General features: G+C 51.3%; 16 protein-coding genes. 6 read left to right on the top strand and 10 right to left on the bottom strand.

Features of this window, described 5'->3' with window-relative positions:
* The first annotated feature begins 191 nt into the window (after positions 1–191).
* The 3 genes from GN241_17565 (at position 192) to aspS (ending at position 3,771) form a co-directional block, all read left to right on the top strand.
* The gene (locus GN241_17565) at positions 192–1,325 is read left to right on the top strand and encodes an aminodeoxychorismate synthase component I (protein ID XAT59010.1); all 1,134 of its coding nucleotides are present in this window, start codon (positions 192–194) and stop codon (positions 1,323–1,325) included.
* Positions 1,280–1,927, top strand: coding sequence for a 4-amino-4-deoxychorismate lyase (locus tag GN241_17560; GenBank protein XAT59009.1), 648 nt, complete (start codon positions 1,280–1,282; stop codon positions 1,925–1,927). Before GN241_17565 ends, GN241_17560 begins: the two co-directional genes overlap by 46 nt.
* 68 nt (positions 1,928–1,995) lie before the next feature.
* On the top strand, positions 1,996–3,771 hold the full coding sequence (gene aspS, locus GN241_17555) for an aspartate--tRNA ligase (protein ID XAT59008.1): 1,776 nt from the start codon (positions 1,996–1,998) through the stop codon (positions 3,769–3,771).
* Positions 3,772–3,821: 50 nt separating this feature from the next.
* Here the strand turns inward: aspS and GN241_17550 are convergent, their stop codons facing one another.
* A complete protein-coding gene (locus tag GN241_17550) occupies positions 3,822–4,502 on the bottom strand; it encodes a response regulator (protein ID XAT59007.1) in 681 nt (226 codons plus the stop codon).
* A 138-nt stretch (positions 4,503–4,640) separates the two neighbouring features.
* Between GN241_17550 and mce the strand changes: the two genes are divergently transcribed.
* Together mce and GN241_17540 are read left to right on the top strand one after the other, a co-directional pair.
* Positions 4,641–5,045 carry a methylmalonyl-CoA epimerase gene (mce, locus tag GN241_17545; protein XAT59006.1) on the top strand — a complete coding sequence of 135 codons (405 nt, stop codon included), beginning with the start codon at positions 4,641–4,643 and terminating at the stop codon, positions 5,043–5,045.
* Between the two features lie 17 nt (positions 5,046–5,062).
* Positions 5,063–5,362, top strand: a complete 300-nt coding sequence (locus GN241_17540; GenBank protein ID XAT59005.1) for a DUF1467 family protein — start codon at positions 5,063–5,065, stop codon at positions 5,360–5,362.
* 21 nt (positions 5,363–5,383) lie between these two features.
* Here the strand turns inward: GN241_17540 and GN241_17535 are convergent, their stop codons facing one another.
* Genes GN241_17535 through GN241_17525 form a run of 3 tightly spaced genes read right to left on the bottom strand, consistent with a single transcriptional unit; the run spans position 5,384 to position 7,472 of the window.
* A complete protein-coding gene (locus GN241_17535; GenBank protein XAT59004.1) occupies positions 5,384–6,190 on the bottom strand; it encodes an iron chelate uptake ABC transporter family permease subunit in 807 nt (268 codons plus the stop codon).
* Complete coding sequence (locus GN241_17530; protein ID XAT59003.1) at positions 6,190–6,996, bottom strand: ATP-binding cassette domain-containing protein; 807 nt, start codon at positions 6,994–6,996, stop codon at positions 6,190–6,192. Before GN241_17530 ends, GN241_17535 begins: the two co-directional genes overlap by 1 nt.
* A complete protein-coding gene (locus GN241_17525; protein XAT59002.1) occupies positions 6,993–7,472 on the bottom strand; it encodes a transcriptional repressor in 480 nt (159 codons plus the stop codon). Before GN241_17525 ends, GN241_17530 begins: the two co-directional genes overlap by 4 nt.
* A 111-nt stretch (positions 7,473–7,583) precedes the next feature.
* Here GN241_17525 and GN241_17520 point away from each other — a divergent pair, with 111 nt between their 5' ends.
* Complete coding sequence (locus GN241_17520; protein ID XAT59001.1) at positions 7,584–8,780, top strand: zinc ABC transporter solute-binding protein; 1,197 nt, start codon at positions 7,584–7,586, stop codon at positions 8,778–8,780.
* Between the two features lie 7 nt (positions 8,781–8,787).
* On the opposite strand, the gene GN241_17515 is transcribed toward GN241_17520, so the two are convergent.
* From GN241_17515 to GN241_17490, 6 genes are all read right to left on the bottom strand, one after another.
* Positions 8,788–9,471 carry a hypothetical protein gene (locus GN241_17515; protein ID XAT59000.1) on the bottom strand — a complete coding sequence of 228 codons (684 nt, stop codon included), beginning with the start codon at positions 9,469–9,471 and terminating at the stop codon, positions 8,788–8,790.
* A 137-nt stretch (positions 9,472–9,608) separates the two neighbouring features.
* On the bottom strand, positions 9,609–11,360 hold the full coding sequence (locus GN241_17510; GenBank protein XAT58999.1) for an adenylate/guanylate cyclase domain-containing protein: 1,752 nt from the start codon (positions 11,358–11,360) through the stop codon (positions 9,609–9,611).
* Positions 11,361–11,371: 11 nt separating this feature from the next.
* Positions 11,372–11,893, bottom strand: a complete 522-nt coding sequence (locus tag GN241_17505) for a hypothetical protein (GenBank protein XAT58998.1) — start codon at positions 11,891–11,893, stop codon at positions 11,372–11,374.
* 736 nt (positions 11,894–12,629) lie between these two features.
* On the bottom strand, positions 12,630–12,791 hold the full coding sequence (locus tag GN241_17500; GenBank protein XAT58997.1) for a hypothetical protein: 162 nt from the start codon (positions 12,789–12,791) through the stop codon (positions 12,630–12,632).
* Between the two features lie 194 nt (positions 12,792–12,985).
* Positions 12,986–13,807 (bottom strand): mechanosensitive ion channel, encoded by an 822-nt coding sequence (locus GN241_17495; protein ID XAT58996.1) that lies wholly within the window; start codon positions 13,805–13,807, stop codon positions 12,986–12,988.
* Positions 13,808–13,901: 94 nt separating this feature from the next.
* The gene (locus GN241_17490) at positions 13,902–14,522 is read right to left on the bottom strand and encodes a methyltransferase domain-containing protein (GenBank protein XAT58995.1); all 621 of its coding nucleotides are present in this window, start codon (positions 14,520–14,522) and stop codon (positions 13,902–13,904) included.
* Between the last annotated feature and the right edge of the window lie 83 nt (positions 14,523–14,605).

Below are 14,605 nucleotides of genomic sequence, written 5' to 3'. Positions count from 1 at the left end.
ATAAAACCTTTGATAAAGCGGCGAAACAGCCGCGCGCTGCCATGCAAAGCGCGGCAAATTGTTGTGGGTTATAGTGATCACGCTGCAAGGTGCAAGTGCCTAGGCAAAAATACGATTATTTGCGGTATAAGTGTCTGTCCTCTTCGGTAAACTCGTCCTATGAGAGACGTGAGAATGGCAGCGGACGTGACATGAAGATTCGGTTTGACACAGATGATGCGCAACAACCGCGCAGTTTTGACCACCCGGTCAGGGTGATTTGTGCTGCCACCCCCTCAGCCCTACCAAACGCCCTGATAGCTTTGGATGCCGCGCTTTCAGAGGGGCATTGGATCGCGGGCTATGCCAGCTATGAGATGGGCTATGCGCTTGAGCCGCGCCTCAACGCGGCAATGCCGGAAACGCGGCAATGGCCTTTACTATGTTTTGGCGTTTACAAAGGCCCAACAGCGCGGCCACCCCTCTCAACCGCAGCCCACCGGGCAGCGCAGCTTAGCGCCTTTACGCCGCAATGGCGGTTTGACGAATACGAAAAGGCCTTTACCACCGTCCAACGTTATATCGCTGCGGGGGATATTTATCAGGCCAATCTTACCTTCGGGCTAACGGCGGAATTCCAAGGATCGGTTGAACGTTTGTTTGACGATCTCAGCGCTTACCAGGCGGTAAAACATGGCGCCTTGGTCGAACAAGAAGATGGCAGGGCGATCATATCGCGATCTCCAGAATTGTTTTTTCGCACAGATGCGTCCGGGCAGATCGAAACCCGCCCGATGAAAGGCACACAGCCGCGCGGCATCACGAAACCTGAAGACCAGAAACGGCTAGACTACCTGCAATCAGACCCGAAAAATCGCGCAGAAAACCTGATGATAGTAGATCTTCTGCGCAATGATATTTCGCGCATTTGCGAAGCAGGATCCGTGAAAGTGCCCTCGCTTTATCGCGTGGAAACCTATGCAACCGTCCATCAGATGACCTCGCAAGTATTGGGTCAATTGCGCAGAGGCCAAACGCTGTCTGATATTTTCAAAGCGCTGTTTCCCTGTGGCTCTATCACCGGTGCTCCAAAATTGCGGGCGATGCAAATTTTGCGTGATTTGGAGCCCGAGCCGCGTGAAATTTATTGTGGTACGATCGGCTGGGCCGCGCCGGATGGCAGCTCTGAGTTCAATGTTGCGATCCGCAGCCTGATGATCGATAACCAAAGCGTTCGATTAAACGTTGGCGGCGGCGTAGTCTATGACAGCGATGCCGCCTCAGAATATGAGGAAGCTCTGTGGAAAGCCCGCTTCGCAACCGCATTCCAAAAAACTGCCGTTTGATTGAAACCCTGCGGATTGATCCGCAGCTCGGAGCGGTTGATATAAAGCGGCATTTAGACCGCATGTGCCTAAGCGCGCAAAAATTGGGGTTTGTATTCCAGCGCGGCTTTATCACCGAAAAAATTCAAACGATCAAAACCACCAAAGTCTTGCGATGCCGGCTCACTATCGACCAAGCTGGGGCCGTTGAAATAACACAGGCGCCGCTTGCTCCCACGCAGCCCGAATGGCAGGTTGCCATAAGTCCGCAGCGGTTAACGTCCTATGATCCCTGGCTGCGCCATAAAACCACCCAACGCCAGATCTATGATGACGCTCGCGCTGCGCTGCCACCCGATATCGATGAAATGATCTTTTTCAACGAAAAAAATCACCTCTGTGAGGGCACGATAACCAATATTTTTCTGCAGCTAAAAACCGGAGAATGGGTGACGCCGCCAATCAGCAGCGGATGCTTGCCCGGCGTGTTACGAGCCCGCAAACTGGCAAAACGTCAAGTGCGGGCAAAAATAATCACCGCTAGAGATTTGGAAAATTGCCAGTCGTTTTGGCTTGGCAACGCGCTGAGAGGCGAAATCAAGGGCAAACTGCTTCTGGGATGACTTGACATCAGCCCCACAACCCTGTGTATCGGCACAAACATTGATCTTTGCTTGGAAAGGCCAAAGCCATGCACGCCTATCGCAGCCATACATGCGCAGACCTCAATAAATCAAATGTCGGAGAGACCGTGCGTCTTTCAGGCTGGGTGCATCGCGTGCGTGATCATGGAGGATTGTTGTTTATCGATCTGCGCGATCATTATGGCATCACGCAGGTGATGGCGGATCCGGACAGCCCCGTCTTTGCAGAAATTGAAAAGCTGCGCAGCGAATGGTGTATCCGCATTGATGGCAATGTCATACTGCGCGATGAAAGCCTGATCAACGTCAAAATCCCCACGGGTGAGGTTGAGGTATTTATTCGCGATCTGGAAGTTTTGGGGCAAGCTGAAGAGCTGCCGCTTATGGTCTTTGGCGAGCAAGACTATCCTGAAGAAACCCGCCTGCGCTACCGCTATTTGGATCTGCGCCGCCAAAAGTTGCAGGACACTATGAAGCTGCGCTCAGACGTCGTGGCCAGCATCCGACGCAAAATGTGGGACCGCAATTTCCGCGAATATCAAACTCCGATCATCACAGCCTCAAGCCCGGAAGGCGCGCGCGATTTTCTGGTGCCAAGCCGGCTGCATCCGGGCAAGTTCTATGCATTGCCGCAGGCGCCTCAACAGTTCAAACAGCTGATCATGGTTTCGGGCTTTGACAAATATTTTCAAATTGCCCCCTGCTTTCGCGATGAAGATCCGCGCGCGGATCGCTCTCCAACTGATTTTTATCAGCTTGATCTTGAGATGTCATTTGTCACGCAACAGGATGTGTTCGACACGATTCAACCCGTTTTACGTTCGGTTTTTGAAGATTTTGGCGGCGGGCGGACAGTCGATACCGAGTGGCCGCAAATCTCCTATCGCGATGCAGCGCTTTGGTACGGTTCGGACAAGCCAGATCTGCGCAACCCGATCAAAATGCAGCGCGTTTCTGATCATTTTCGCGGGTCGGGCTTTGCAATTTTTGCAAATTTATTGGAACAAGAGGGCACCGAAATTCGCGCCATCCCCGCGCCCGGGGGCGGCAGCCGCAAGTTTTGCGACCGGATGAACGCGTTTGCGCAAAAAGAAGGCTTGCCCGGTATGGGCTATATTTTCTGGCGCAGCGGCGAAAACGGCATGGAAGCGGCGGGGCCTTTGGCCAAAAATATCGGGCCAGAGCGCACAGAAGCGATCCGGCAGCAGCTTGGCCTGGACGTAGGAGATGCTGCGTTTTTCTTGGGCGGGAAACCCAAAACCTTCGAGGCCGTTGCAGGCCGCGCCCGCAACGTGATTGGCGAAGAGCTTAATCTAACCGATGAAAATCGTTTTGCCTTCGCTTGGATTGTTGATTTTCCGATTTATGAACAAGATACGGAAACCGGTAAAATAGATTTTGAACATAATCCGTTTTCGATGCCGCAAGGCGGTATGGAAGCGCTTGAGGGTGATCCTATTGCAGTTTTGGGCTACCAATATGATTTATCTTGCAACGGATATGAATTGGTTTCTGGCGCGATCCGCAACCACAAACCCGAAATCATGTTCAAAGCCTTTGAAATCGCTGGCTATGATGAAAGCGAAGTGCGCAAAAGATTTGGCGGCATGGTCAACGCGTTTCAATTTGGCGCACCGCCGCATGGTGGATGCGCCGCCGGGATTGATCGTATCGTGATGCTGCTGGCCGATGAGGCAAATATCCGCGAAGTGATCATGTTCCCCATGAACCAACGCGCCGAGGATCTTATGATGGACGCGCCAAGTCAGCCGATGGCGGATCAATTGATGGAGCTGAACCTGCGGGTCATCCCGCAAGACTAAAGCGGCAGAAGCCTGATCAATGTGCAGCGCGCGATTTTACCCCTCATGGATTACAGAATTGCGATCTGGCCAATGCGGTGTTCAATTTTCGCGCAGAGCTGATCAATATCGCCGGTTTTTATGGCCTCTTGCATATAATCATCGCCACTGGCCGCGCACACCCCCGCCAAAAAACTGCGAATAAAGCCTTCTTCCTTGGCGGAGGGATAATCTTTCAAGCTGATCAGCGCCTGCACCAAATCATCGCGAAACGTAATCAAATCAGGTATGACCGGCGCATCTTGCAAAACAATCGGACCTTTGGGTTTTTGTTCGACGGGCAAAAGCTGCAAAATCGTTGATTGAAAGCAAGAGAGGTTTTCAAAAGGTTTTGCAAGAAATCCATCCGCGCCCACTTTCAAGCTTTGATCATGCATCAGATCATCCCCGCTGGTGCCCAAAATCACAGAAATGCGCGGAGATGCGCCCGCCAATTCTGATATCAACTGAAGGCCGGATCCATCCGGCAAACCAACGTCGATAATGACGATTGTGGGGAAGTAAACGTTCAAATGCCGGCGCGCCGCCGCCAAACTATCCGCGCGGCGCAATCGGGCACCGCTGTGCAAACACATCAAACGCGCCGCTTCACAGATAAAACGGCTATCTTCGACAATCAGAACTGTTTTTCCGATCAAGGGTCGGGTGTTGCGCCCCATTGGCGTCAGTTCTACCAGATCCAATGAATTCATGCGCGCCTCCTGCGATTCTGAAACCATCCTGCCTCAGGGTGGCTAATAAGCGGTTAATTCAAGCCAGATCGCGCGGGCGGCTCTTGCACCGCCGCCACTCTGAGCGCATAACGTTGCGCAATCGATAGGAGAGCTCAGATGATCGGACGCCTCAATCATGTGGCCATCGCCGTCCCCGACTTAGAACGCGCTGCAGAGCAATATCGCAGCACCTTGGGGGCTGAGGTTGGCCCCGCCCAAGATGAGCCTGATCATGGCGTCACCGTGGTATTCATCACGCTGCCGAACACCAAGATTGAACTGCTTTATCCTTTGGGAGAAACCAGCCCGATCCAAAGCTTTCTTGATAAAAACCCAAGCGGTGGCATCCACCATATCTGTTATGAGGTCGGCGATATTACGCAAGCCCGCGACCAACTTCTTGAGGCTGGCGCCCGGGTTTTAGGCAATGGTGAGCCAAAAATCGGCGCGCATGGAAAACCTGTGCTGTTTTTACATCCCAAGGACTTCAACGGCACCTTGATTGAACTTGAACAAGTGTAGCGAGGAGAAAAGCGAACATGTCCATAACCTCTGCGCTGGTTCTCTTTGCCGTTCTGTGGTTTTTAACCTTTCTGGTTGTAATCCCCATCCGTCTCAAAACGCAGGGCGATGTCGGCTCGGTCGTGCCTGGCACGCATGCCGGAGCGCCTGAAGATCACAATTTGAAAAAGAAGGCTTGGATTACCACAGCGATCGCTGCGGTGCTTTGGGCCGTGATTACATCGATCATCTTATCGGGTGCGATCACTATCCGCGATCTAGATGTGTTCAACCGGATGGGCCCTGCCGCAACAAATGAAAGCCCTGCGGATCAATAGCAGCGCGATGCGCGGCGTTACTTAAGACAAATCACGCCCGCGCAGCGCGCCCAGCAACGTTGATGTAAAGAACAGCGCCGCCGCGCAGCAAATAATGCTGGGGCCGGTTGGTGTATCCCAATGCAATGAGGCAGCAAGACCGCCAAGCGTTGCACAAGCACCAAACGCCGCCGCGATCAACGCCATCGCTTCGGGTGTATTTGCAAAATTACGCGCCGCAGCTGCTGGAATAATCAACAAAGCCGCGATGAGGATAGCCCCGACAACTTGAATGCCGAGCGCCACAATAAGGGCCAAGGCCAAGGTCAATACCAATTGCTCACGCTTGGGGTTAATCCCCTCAGCCTGCGCCAAATCGCGGTTCAAAGTGCAGGTCAGCAAGGCCGACCAGCGCCACCCCAGCAACCCCACCACGAGGAAAAGCCCAAGGCCTATCCACAGAAAATCGGACCAAGCAACCGATAGAATATCTCCAAAAAGATAGGCCATAAGATCGATCCGCACATCTGAGAAAAACGATACCGTCACCAAGCCCAAAGCCAGCGTTGAATGTGCCATCACCCCAAGCAGCGTATCCAATGTTTGACCGCGGGCCTGCAGCGCAGAAATCGCCAGCGCCATTGCAAGCGCAATCAGCAACACGCCAATAAACACCGGCAATGCAAACGCCAAAGCCAATGCCACACCCAAGATTGAGGCATGCGCGATGGCATCTCCGAAATACGCCATTCGCCTCCAAACCACAAAACAGCCAAGCGGCGCAGCCGCCAAAGCCAATGCCACACCCGCCAAGATCGCCCGCACCAAAAAGGCGTCAAACATCTCCATCAGCCCAGCTCTTTGGAACTGGCATCGGCTGCACGCTTTGGCACTATAACTGTCGCAGCCGGCCCGCGCGGGTGATCGTGATGATGATCATGGTGATCGTCATGATCATGATCGTGCTCATGGCGGTAAAGCGCCATCGCACCATCTGTTGAGGCCCCAAAGAGGGTTTGATATTCAGGGCTCGAGGCCACCTGCTCTGGGCTTCCCTGGCAGCAGACATGCCCGTTCAAACAAATCACCCGATCAGAGGCCGCCATCACAACGTGCAGATCATGGCTCACCAACAGCACTGCGCAGCCAGTCTCTTGCCTTACCGTTTCTATTTGCCGATAAAAAGCAGCGGCTCCAGAATGGTCTAAACCCTGCGTCGGTTCATCTAAAATTAACAGCTGCGGGCGGCATAACAGCGCGCGCGCCAGTAAAACGCGCTGAAATTGTCCGCCAGAAAGCTGTGATAACTGCACCTGCGAAACATGCCCCAGCCCCGCCTGCGCCGCTGCGGCCTCAAGATCTTTGGCTGGCATGCGGCGTGGCAGCGCCATAAACCGGCTGACAGTCAGCGGTAGGGTGGCATCGATATGAAGCTTTTGCGGCACATAGCCGATGCGCAAGCCAGCTTGCCGGGTTAAAGCGCCTTTCAGCGGGGTTATTGAACCGATAAGGCTGCGCAGCAAGGTGGTTTTTCCCGACCCGTTGGGGCCAATAACAGTGAGGATTTCGGCCGATGAAATGCTCAAATCAACATTTTGCAGAACCGTTCGGCCATTCAACGCAACGCTCAGGTTTTTTGCCGTAATCAAGCTCATTCCGGTTGATCAGTCAGACAATTTGGGCAAATTCCTTCGGCTTCGATCACCGCTTTTTCGATTATAAACCCTGCAGAATCCGCCACATCGCTTAACGGACCGTTGGTTTCATCCACGCGCGTTTCGGCAACCGACGCGCAGCGCCGACAGATCAAAAACGCTGGCGAATGGTGCAAGCCAAGATGCGCGCAGGCAATAAAGGCGTTTAGCTTTTCAATTTTATGCGCAAAGCCGCGCGCCACCAGAAAATCAAGCGCCCGATAGGCCACCGGCGGCTGATGCTTAAAGCCATCTTCACGCAACTGATCCAGTATTTGATACGCCCCCATCGCCCGATGCGCCTGCAAGAGCAACTCTAACACTCGCTTTCGCACTGGGGTGAATTGAACGCCTTCTTCAACACAAAGCGCATCCGCGCGGGCCACCCCCTCGCTGATACAAGCAGCATGATCATGTTTGTGGAATCCTAAATTCATCCTGCCTGTGTACTAAAGTAATTTGCGCATTCCAATGCCAATTCCTCTTGATATGTTATTCTATAACAAATAAAGAGTAAATATGTTATAATATCACGAAGAAAGAATCCGATGCGCCGATTAAAAATTTTAGCCACAGCGCTGCTTGTCAGCGCAAGCGACGTGCGGGCAGATGTGCCAAATATCGTCGTGGATATCCCGCCAGTTTTCAGCCTTGTCAGCAGCATAATGCAGGGCGTGGGCACGCCAAAACTTCTGCTGCGCGGCAATGAGTCTCCGCATAATTTCGCGCTACGCCCTTCGCAAAGGCGCGACCTTGGACAGGCTGATATTATTTTTTGGATTGGTGAAGGGTTAACCCCTTGGTTGGAAAAAGCACAAGCCTCTCTTACACATACGCCTATCTCGGTGGCCTTGGGTGAACAAACAGGCGTGGTTCAATTATCATTTCGCGAAGGGGCCTTTTTTGAAAACCATGACGAACATGACGAACATGACGAACATGACGAACATGACGAACATGACGAACATGACGAACATGACGAACATGACGAACATGACGAACATGACGAACATGACGAACATGACGAACATGACGAACATGACGAACATGACGAACATGACGAACATGACGAACATGACGAACATGACGAACATGACGAACATGACGAACATGACGGCCGCGGTGAAGTCAATGGGCATACAGAGCATAATCGTGCAGAAAAGCACGAAAACGCCGCAGCGCATGACGGGAAGGACCATCAGGATCATGCAGACCACGACCACGCTGGCTTAGATCCGCATTTCTGGTTGGATCCAGAAAACGCAATACATTGGATCTACACAATTGCGGATATATTATCGCAGACAGACCCCGAGAATGCCGGCACCTATTATGCAAATGCTACAAGGACCAAAGCCAGCTTAGAGCTGTTAAACAAAAACATCGCGCAGCAGCTGGCGCCGCATCGCGCGGAACGCTTCTTAATCGTGCATGATGCCTTCCAATATTTTGAAGCGCGCTTTGGGCTTGCCGCACAAGGGGCCATTTCAGATGGGCACGCCGCGCCGCCAAGCGCCGCCCGCATCTTGGCTATTCGGAAACTCATACAAGATCAAAAAATCAGCTGTGTGTTTGCCGAGCCAGGATATAACGCGAAGCTTCTAGACAATTTGATCAGCGAGACTTCAGTACGCTTGAAACAGTTGGATCCGCTTGGCGCAGGCCTGCCCTTGGACCATAGGCTCTATGAGGCTGTTTTGCAGAATATGGCCGATACGATGGTGGCCTGCTTCACGAATAATTAAGGATAAATCAATCTGAGCCCCGCGCCTCGTCAGGAGGGGCGGGCCGGTCAGGCTGCGCGGCGGGGGCGGGCAATGTCTCTTGAAAAGCCCAGCCGCTCGCCTGCAGCAACTCGGCCAAATTTCGCGCCTTACGTTTGAAATAATCCGTCGCATAACTGGATCGCTTGCGGTTGATTTCCCACCTTTTTGCATAGTCTTTAGCGCTGAGCCGATCTTTAAACCCCAACCGCTGAAACGCTTCAAACACGATCACGGGAGCGCTTTGATCTTTGCCAAAAACGGCCCGCGTTTTCATATTATGGGCGGTGATTAAATACTGAATCAAAATGCATAATAAATCATCTCGATAGAAACTTTCTTTCTTCCCCCGCGGCCATTTCTTTTCAAACCCGCCCGTTAACAAAAGTGAAAATTCATGCGCCGCTGGTCCAACCAACAGCCTTTCAGCTTCCATCCGCAGCACATATCCGCGCGCCAAAGCCCAAATATGGCGATCTTTATGCGCCCAATCGATCAGCTCTTGCTCTAAAGGCTCGGGCAGCTTGGCGTGCAAAGAATACCCCTGCGGCGCCAAGCCATCAATGAAATGCATCGCGCGATCCGACCAAGGTTCAAACATCAGCTGCCCTTCGATTACATGACCTGACAGCCTAATCAATTGCATGGTTTCTTGAATCAGCTTTTCGTTCATTTTCATCCTGTAGCACTACGCGCTTTGCTAGGCGCCCTAGCTGGCCTTGATCCTTACGCTTTATTGCATGCGCGTGCGAGAACCGTGCCAAACGCCCGCAAGCCAACCCTAACCGGCGGGAATTTGGCACCCGCTTATTACGTAAGCCCGGCTTTCTGCATGCCCTGCAACACGGCCTCCACCGCAAAATCAGGAAGCAATGGGGCGTAATCGGCCAATGAGGTCACATCGGGACGCAGCTGCAAAAAGGCCTCCAAATCCCGCTGCGCATCGGCCAATCGGTCTAAATTTCCCAATGCAGCTACTTTAAACCCCAAAAGCAAATTGTTCTCCGGATCGTTTTCAACCGCGCGGGTTATTTTATCCAACGCCTCATTCATGCGCCCCAAAACCATCAGAAGGCTGACTTCAAATTGCGGCCATTCACTCCACTCAGAAGGGTCAAGCGCCTGCGTTTTCAAAAAATAATCATAGGCCAAGTCAATATTGCCAGCATAGGCTTCTGTCAGGCTTAAGGCCCGCGTTGCCGCAGAATTATTGGGGTTTATACCGAATGCTTCATTGGCATAATGCCGCGCATTACCCAAATCATTGAGCTGAAAATAATAGCTGGCCATCATAGCAAGTGCCCCAGCATTCGACGCTTCTTTTTCCACAACATAAGAAGCAATTTCAAAAATCTGAGCAGACAGTTCTGCGCGCCTGTCTCGGTTATGTGGCTTGAACCTTTCGCGAAGAAAGACTTTGCATTTTAAAAGATAGGGATCCAGAAAATTTACCGATGCCTGAACCGCTTGATCGCATAAAGACAAAATGCCCTCTGGTGCATCTCGACGGTGATATTTTTGCAAGGCCTGCAAATACAAATCCCACGCGGTGAGGCTTTCCGGCTTTGAAAGCTCCGTATTTTCGCGAGATTGGCGGCGAATTTCAGGATCAATCGCCCGGGCAACCGCGATCGAAATTTCATCTTGCACTTCGAAAATATCATCCAAAGGGCGATCCCAACGTTCAGACCATATTGTACGATCTTTTAAGGCATCGGTTAAACTGGCGCTGATCCGCACCTTATTGCCAGCTTTACGTATACTGCCCTCAACCAAGTACCGGGCGTTTAACTTATCGGAAATTTCGCTCGCAGTGAGCGAAAGACCTTTCACCGAAAAGCTAGAATTGCGCGAGACCACCGGAAAGGTTTTCCACAGCGCCAAATGGCTGATGATATCTTCCGTCACCCCATCGGCAAAATATTCCTGTTCTTTATCCGTGCTCATATTTTTAAATGGTAAAACGGCAATTGAAGGCGGCGCGCCAGCCTCAACGGGTTCGATTGCAACCGGCGTTGGCGCGATCTGGCGCGGCGCCAGCCCGCCAATGGAAACATCAAACGCGTGCACGTTGGTATTCTTAACCTGTTGCGGCCCAATATCTTGAAAGCCCAAATCCACTTTCTGGCTCACAAAGTCATGAATACTTTTTGACAGGCACACGCCACCGGCTTGCGATAACGCCTCTAAGCGGGCCGCCACATTCACCCCATCCCCATAGAGATTGGTGCCTTCAATAATGACATCCCCCATATTTAAGCCGATGCGAAATTGCATCTGCGCTTCTTTATTAACCGAGGCATTGCGCGCTTTGATGAGCTTTTGAAATTCAACGGCGCAAATAACCGCCGAAACCGCGCTTGGAAATTCGGCCAGAACAGAATCTCCTGCCGTGTTAAAAATTCGCCCGCTATGCTCTTCAAACAAATTGTCCAGAATCTCTTTACAGCTGCGAAAACTGCGCAGGGTAAGTTCTTCATTTTGGGCCATGAGCGTGCTAAACCCGACCACATCGGTTACGAAAATCACAGCAATTTTTCGAAGAATTTCACTTTCAGACATTTTAAAACCCTTTAAACGCGCTGTTTTTTAGCCCGGCGTTTTACCCATAAATAAACGCGAATGGCAAAGATTTCTGATAGAAGTGGGTAATAGACGGTTTTTTTACGTTCCAGAGCTTCGATATAGTCGGCGCTTAAATTATTCTGCCGCGCAGCTTTTAGCAGGATCCGCATATAACGGCGCGAGGTTGGCAAATCATCATTCACTTCGTTTTTACAGCGCAAGGTTTTGGCCAAAACCGTCTCGCCATCGAAATGGATCGGGGCTTCGATCACCTCATAATTCTCACCCTCTGAGGCAATCACGCGCGCCATATCGCTCTCGGTAATTTCGTGAACAACCCCTTCCACCCGGCCACCTCTACAGGGCTTTATATTGGCAAAACTTGGTTCAATAAAGTTTGGACCAACCAACCCCATCACCAAGGTATAATCGTCAAGATAGCTGGATTGGCTCCGTAGCGGGGTGATGTTGCGCACGGCAGAGAGATATCCGCTCGACATGTTCGATCCATATCCAAAATAAAATGCCATTCAGAACACCTCTAAATAATTATCTCAAAGTGAGTGATAAATTTAGACCCCGTCAAGCATGCAATGCGTTTTGGCTTTAAAGATTTTGAATTTAATCCCATAACAAGACTTTTAGACGACACCAGATGCCCACCCCGCCTTAAAGATGGCCCGCAGCTTAAATAATAGCGCCGATCTGTAAGGCGATCCAAATCTGAATTTAAGCCGTCTCGCTTACAAAAGCCTTCTACCCAACAATCGCTTTTTGCCGGTCAATATTTTATGTCACCACCGGCACAGTCGGTGTGACTTTTAGCCAGATCACAAACGCCACCCGCAATTTATACAAAGCTGCCTTGCGCCTAAAACAGATCATCGCGAATGAAATGCCTCGGTTCGAACGGGTAGAAACCGTAAAACCAGCTATTCTGCCGCAAGTTTGATCACAGGGTCCGTTCTTTACAGCATCGCATTGCTGAGGTGACATTGTATGGGATGACCTTTGTTCAAAATTTAATTTTTTGGAAGTGCTGTTTCGCATCGATTATCTGCCCTATGCGCTTTCCAATAGCATCTGCTCTGAAACGGACATCCGCTGGTGGGTCCCTGGCAGCGGAAACATCGCCCTTTAGTACAATGCTCAGCTTTTCAACGCTCGTATCGGCAATTGGAACAGCCGTAAGCCGGGCTTGCCTATAAGGAAGATAGGGGGAGAAAATACTTTCTCTGTGGTCCCAAACTCTACCACATGCCCCAGTTATATCACCATAACCCGATCACTAAGATGGCGAATGATTGAGAAATCATGGCTGATAAAAAGGAGAGTCGTTTTATCGCTGCGCTGACTCTCCATCAACGGATCCGTAACCGCCGCTTGAAGCGAAACATCCAAAGTCCAAACCGGTTCATCAGCACCCAAAATCCGCGCGCTACCCGCAAACGCCCCGGAGCGCTTAAGAGTGCAGATATAATCTTAATCTTGAACACCACCAAGGTGGTTCGGCATCAAACGCGGCGCCATAAGCCTCGTAACCCCCGCATCATCCAAGGGCTGGGCGTTCACAAAATTGCCATTGAACCGCCAGACAACAGAGCAATGAAGCCGCTTTATTGCTATGAACCCTGCTGCACAATCGTGGTTGTGGGGAAGGGAATTTCGATCTTTTGAGCATCAAAGCTGTCTTTCACCTGGCGGTTTAAGTCCAGACGCAAACTCCACAAATCGCTTGAATCGCACCAAATGCGCACCACGAAATCAACCGAACTTTGGTTTAAGTTGCTCACTTTAATCACCGGCGCTGGATCTTTGTGAATACGCGTATCGGCAGCGATAATCTGCGCCAACACCTCTTCGACCTGTTTTAAATCGCTGGCATAGGCAACGCCAAAGGTCACATCCAAACGCCGTGTCCCATAGGCAGAAAAATTCGTGATCGGAGCGCCCCAAACTTGGCCATTGGGAACGATGATCTGCAGGTTATCCGGGGTTCCCAATTCAGTGGTGAAAATAGAAATTTCTTTCACCGTACCCGATTGCCCTGAAACCGAAACATAATCACCCCTTTTAAAGGGCCGAAATACAATCAGCATAATCCCTGCAGCAAAATTAGACAAAGTGCCCTGCAGCGCCAAGCCAACCGCCAAACCCGCCGCCCCCAAAAGCGCTACGATTGACGTGGTCTGAACGCCAAAGCTATTTAAAACAAAAACACTTCCGACGGCAAGAACGACCACTTGCGCAAATTTGCTGAGAAACACAAATAACGTGTCATCAAGTTGCTCATAGCGAAAGCCCAGTTTGGCAATCCAAGATTTCACAAACCGCGAGGCGAATAGCGTGATTACAATCGCTGCAATCGCCGCCGCCAGATTGCTCAAAAACGCCGTTACCGGTTCGGCCATTAAAATTCCGCTTAAATCCGCTATCGCTGTCATCAACCGCTCCTTTTGAAAAGCCTATAAGAGCCTTAAATTCCGTTAGAAACAAGCCCAAGTTTGCCGTCAGATCGCTTCTTCAAAGCGCCTTATTTTATGGCGAAGCTTGCCTTTTCCAGAAAGACCATTGAAAGTTTTGGGCCTTGCCCGCAGGGGTGATATGCGCTTGCTGACACTCTTCCAGAAGCTGGAAATTTACCGAAAACCGCTTTTTGAGAGACTGAATATTATATCGCTGCACGGGCAAACCGGAACATTTAAGCGGCCCATCTTGCGCGAATGTTGCACAGATGAAATACCCCCCCGGCACAACCGCATCCGCCAGAGCACGGGCATAGGCGGCTTGTTCCTCTTCACGCGTTAAAAAATGAAAAACCGCCCGATCATGCCACAGCATATAGCGTTCACGGGCAGACCAGGCGCGGATATCAGCCTCAATAATTTTGAGGCTATCACCCTCCGGGCCCAGGCGTTTTTTGGTTTTTAAAATCCCGCCAGCGGCAATATCCAACGCGGTGATGTTGCTATATCGGGCCGCTATCATCCAATCAATCAGGCAAGAGGCACCGCTGCCTATATCAATAATTGGGTCAGATTTGGCGATGCCCGCGCGCGTGATAAAATCACCACTCAGCGCTGGCGCGGTTTGAAACCAGCTGGTCTGCTCAGCTGGCTTGCTCTGCCACACCTGATCCCAATGGGCTTTTTCCGACATGTGTTTTTACCCTAATACGTTGCGCAAGCGCCGATTGGCCAGCGCTATCCCCGCACGCATTCGTATCCTGAATTGGGTCGGCT

Source organism: Rhodobacteraceae bacterium IMCC1335 (assembly GCA_039640495.1).
GTDB lineage: Bacteria > Pseudomonadota > Alphaproteobacteria > Rhodobacterales > Rhodobacteraceae > Thalassovivens.
The sequence above is the reverse complement of the archived record's forward strand: the minus strand, read 5'-3'. Positions and strand labels throughout refer to the sequence as shown.

Bases quoted from the DNA above. Each gene is read 5' to 3' on its own strand.
- GN241_17490 (XAT58995.1), bottom strand. From the start codon at position 14,522: ATGTCGGAAAAAGCCCATTGGGATCAGGTGTGGCAGAGCAAGCCAGCT.
- GN241_17550 (XAT59007.1), bottom strand. From the start codon at position 4,502: ATGAATTCATTGGATCTGGTAGAACTGACGCCAATGGGGCGCAACACC.
- GN241_17495 (XAT58996.1), bottom strand. From the start codon at position 13,807: ATGACAGCGATAGCGGATTTAAGCGGAATTTTAATGGCCGAACCGGTA.
- GN241_17530 (XAT59003.1), bottom strand. From the start codon at position 6,996: ATGAGCTTGATTACGGCAAAAAACCTGAGCGTTGCGTTGAATGGCCGA.
- GN241_17510 (XAT58999.1), bottom strand. From the start codon at position 11,360: ATGTCTGAAAGTGAAATTCTTCGAAAAATTGCTGTGATTTTCGTAACC.
- GN241_17525 (XAT59002.1), bottom strand. From the start codon at position 7,472: ATGAATTTAGGATTCCACAAACATGATCATGCTGCTTGTATCAGCGAG.
- aspS (XAT59008.1), top strand. From the start codon at position 1,996: ATGCACGCCTATCGCAGCCATACATGCGCAGACCTCAATAAATCAAAT.
- GN241_17515 (XAT59000.1), bottom strand. From the start codon at position 9,471: ATGAACGAAAAGCTGATTCAAGAAACCATGCAATTGATTAGGCTGTCA.
- GN241_17565 (XAT59010.1), top strand. From the start codon at position 192: ATGAAGATTCGGTTTGACACAGATGATGCGCAACAACCGCGCAGTTTT.
- GN241_17535 (XAT59004.1), bottom strand. From the start codon at position 6,190: ATGGAGATGTTTGACGCCTTTTTGGTGCGGGCGATCTTGGCGGGTGTG.
- GN241_17540 (XAT59005.1), top strand. From the start codon at position 5,063: ATGTCCATAACCTCTGCGCTGGTTCTCTTTGCCGTTCTGTGGTTTTTA.
- GN241_17505 (XAT58998.1), bottom strand. From the start codon at position 11,893: ATGGCATTTTATTTTGGATATGGATCGAACATGTCGAGCGGATATCTC.
- mce (XAT59006.1), top strand. From the start codon at position 4,641: ATGATCGGACGCCTCAATCATGTGGCCATCGCCGTCCCCGACTTAGAA.
- GN241_17520 (XAT59001.1), top strand. From the start codon at position 7,584: ATGCGCCGATTAAAAATTTTAGCCACAGCGCTGCTTGTCAGCGCAAGC.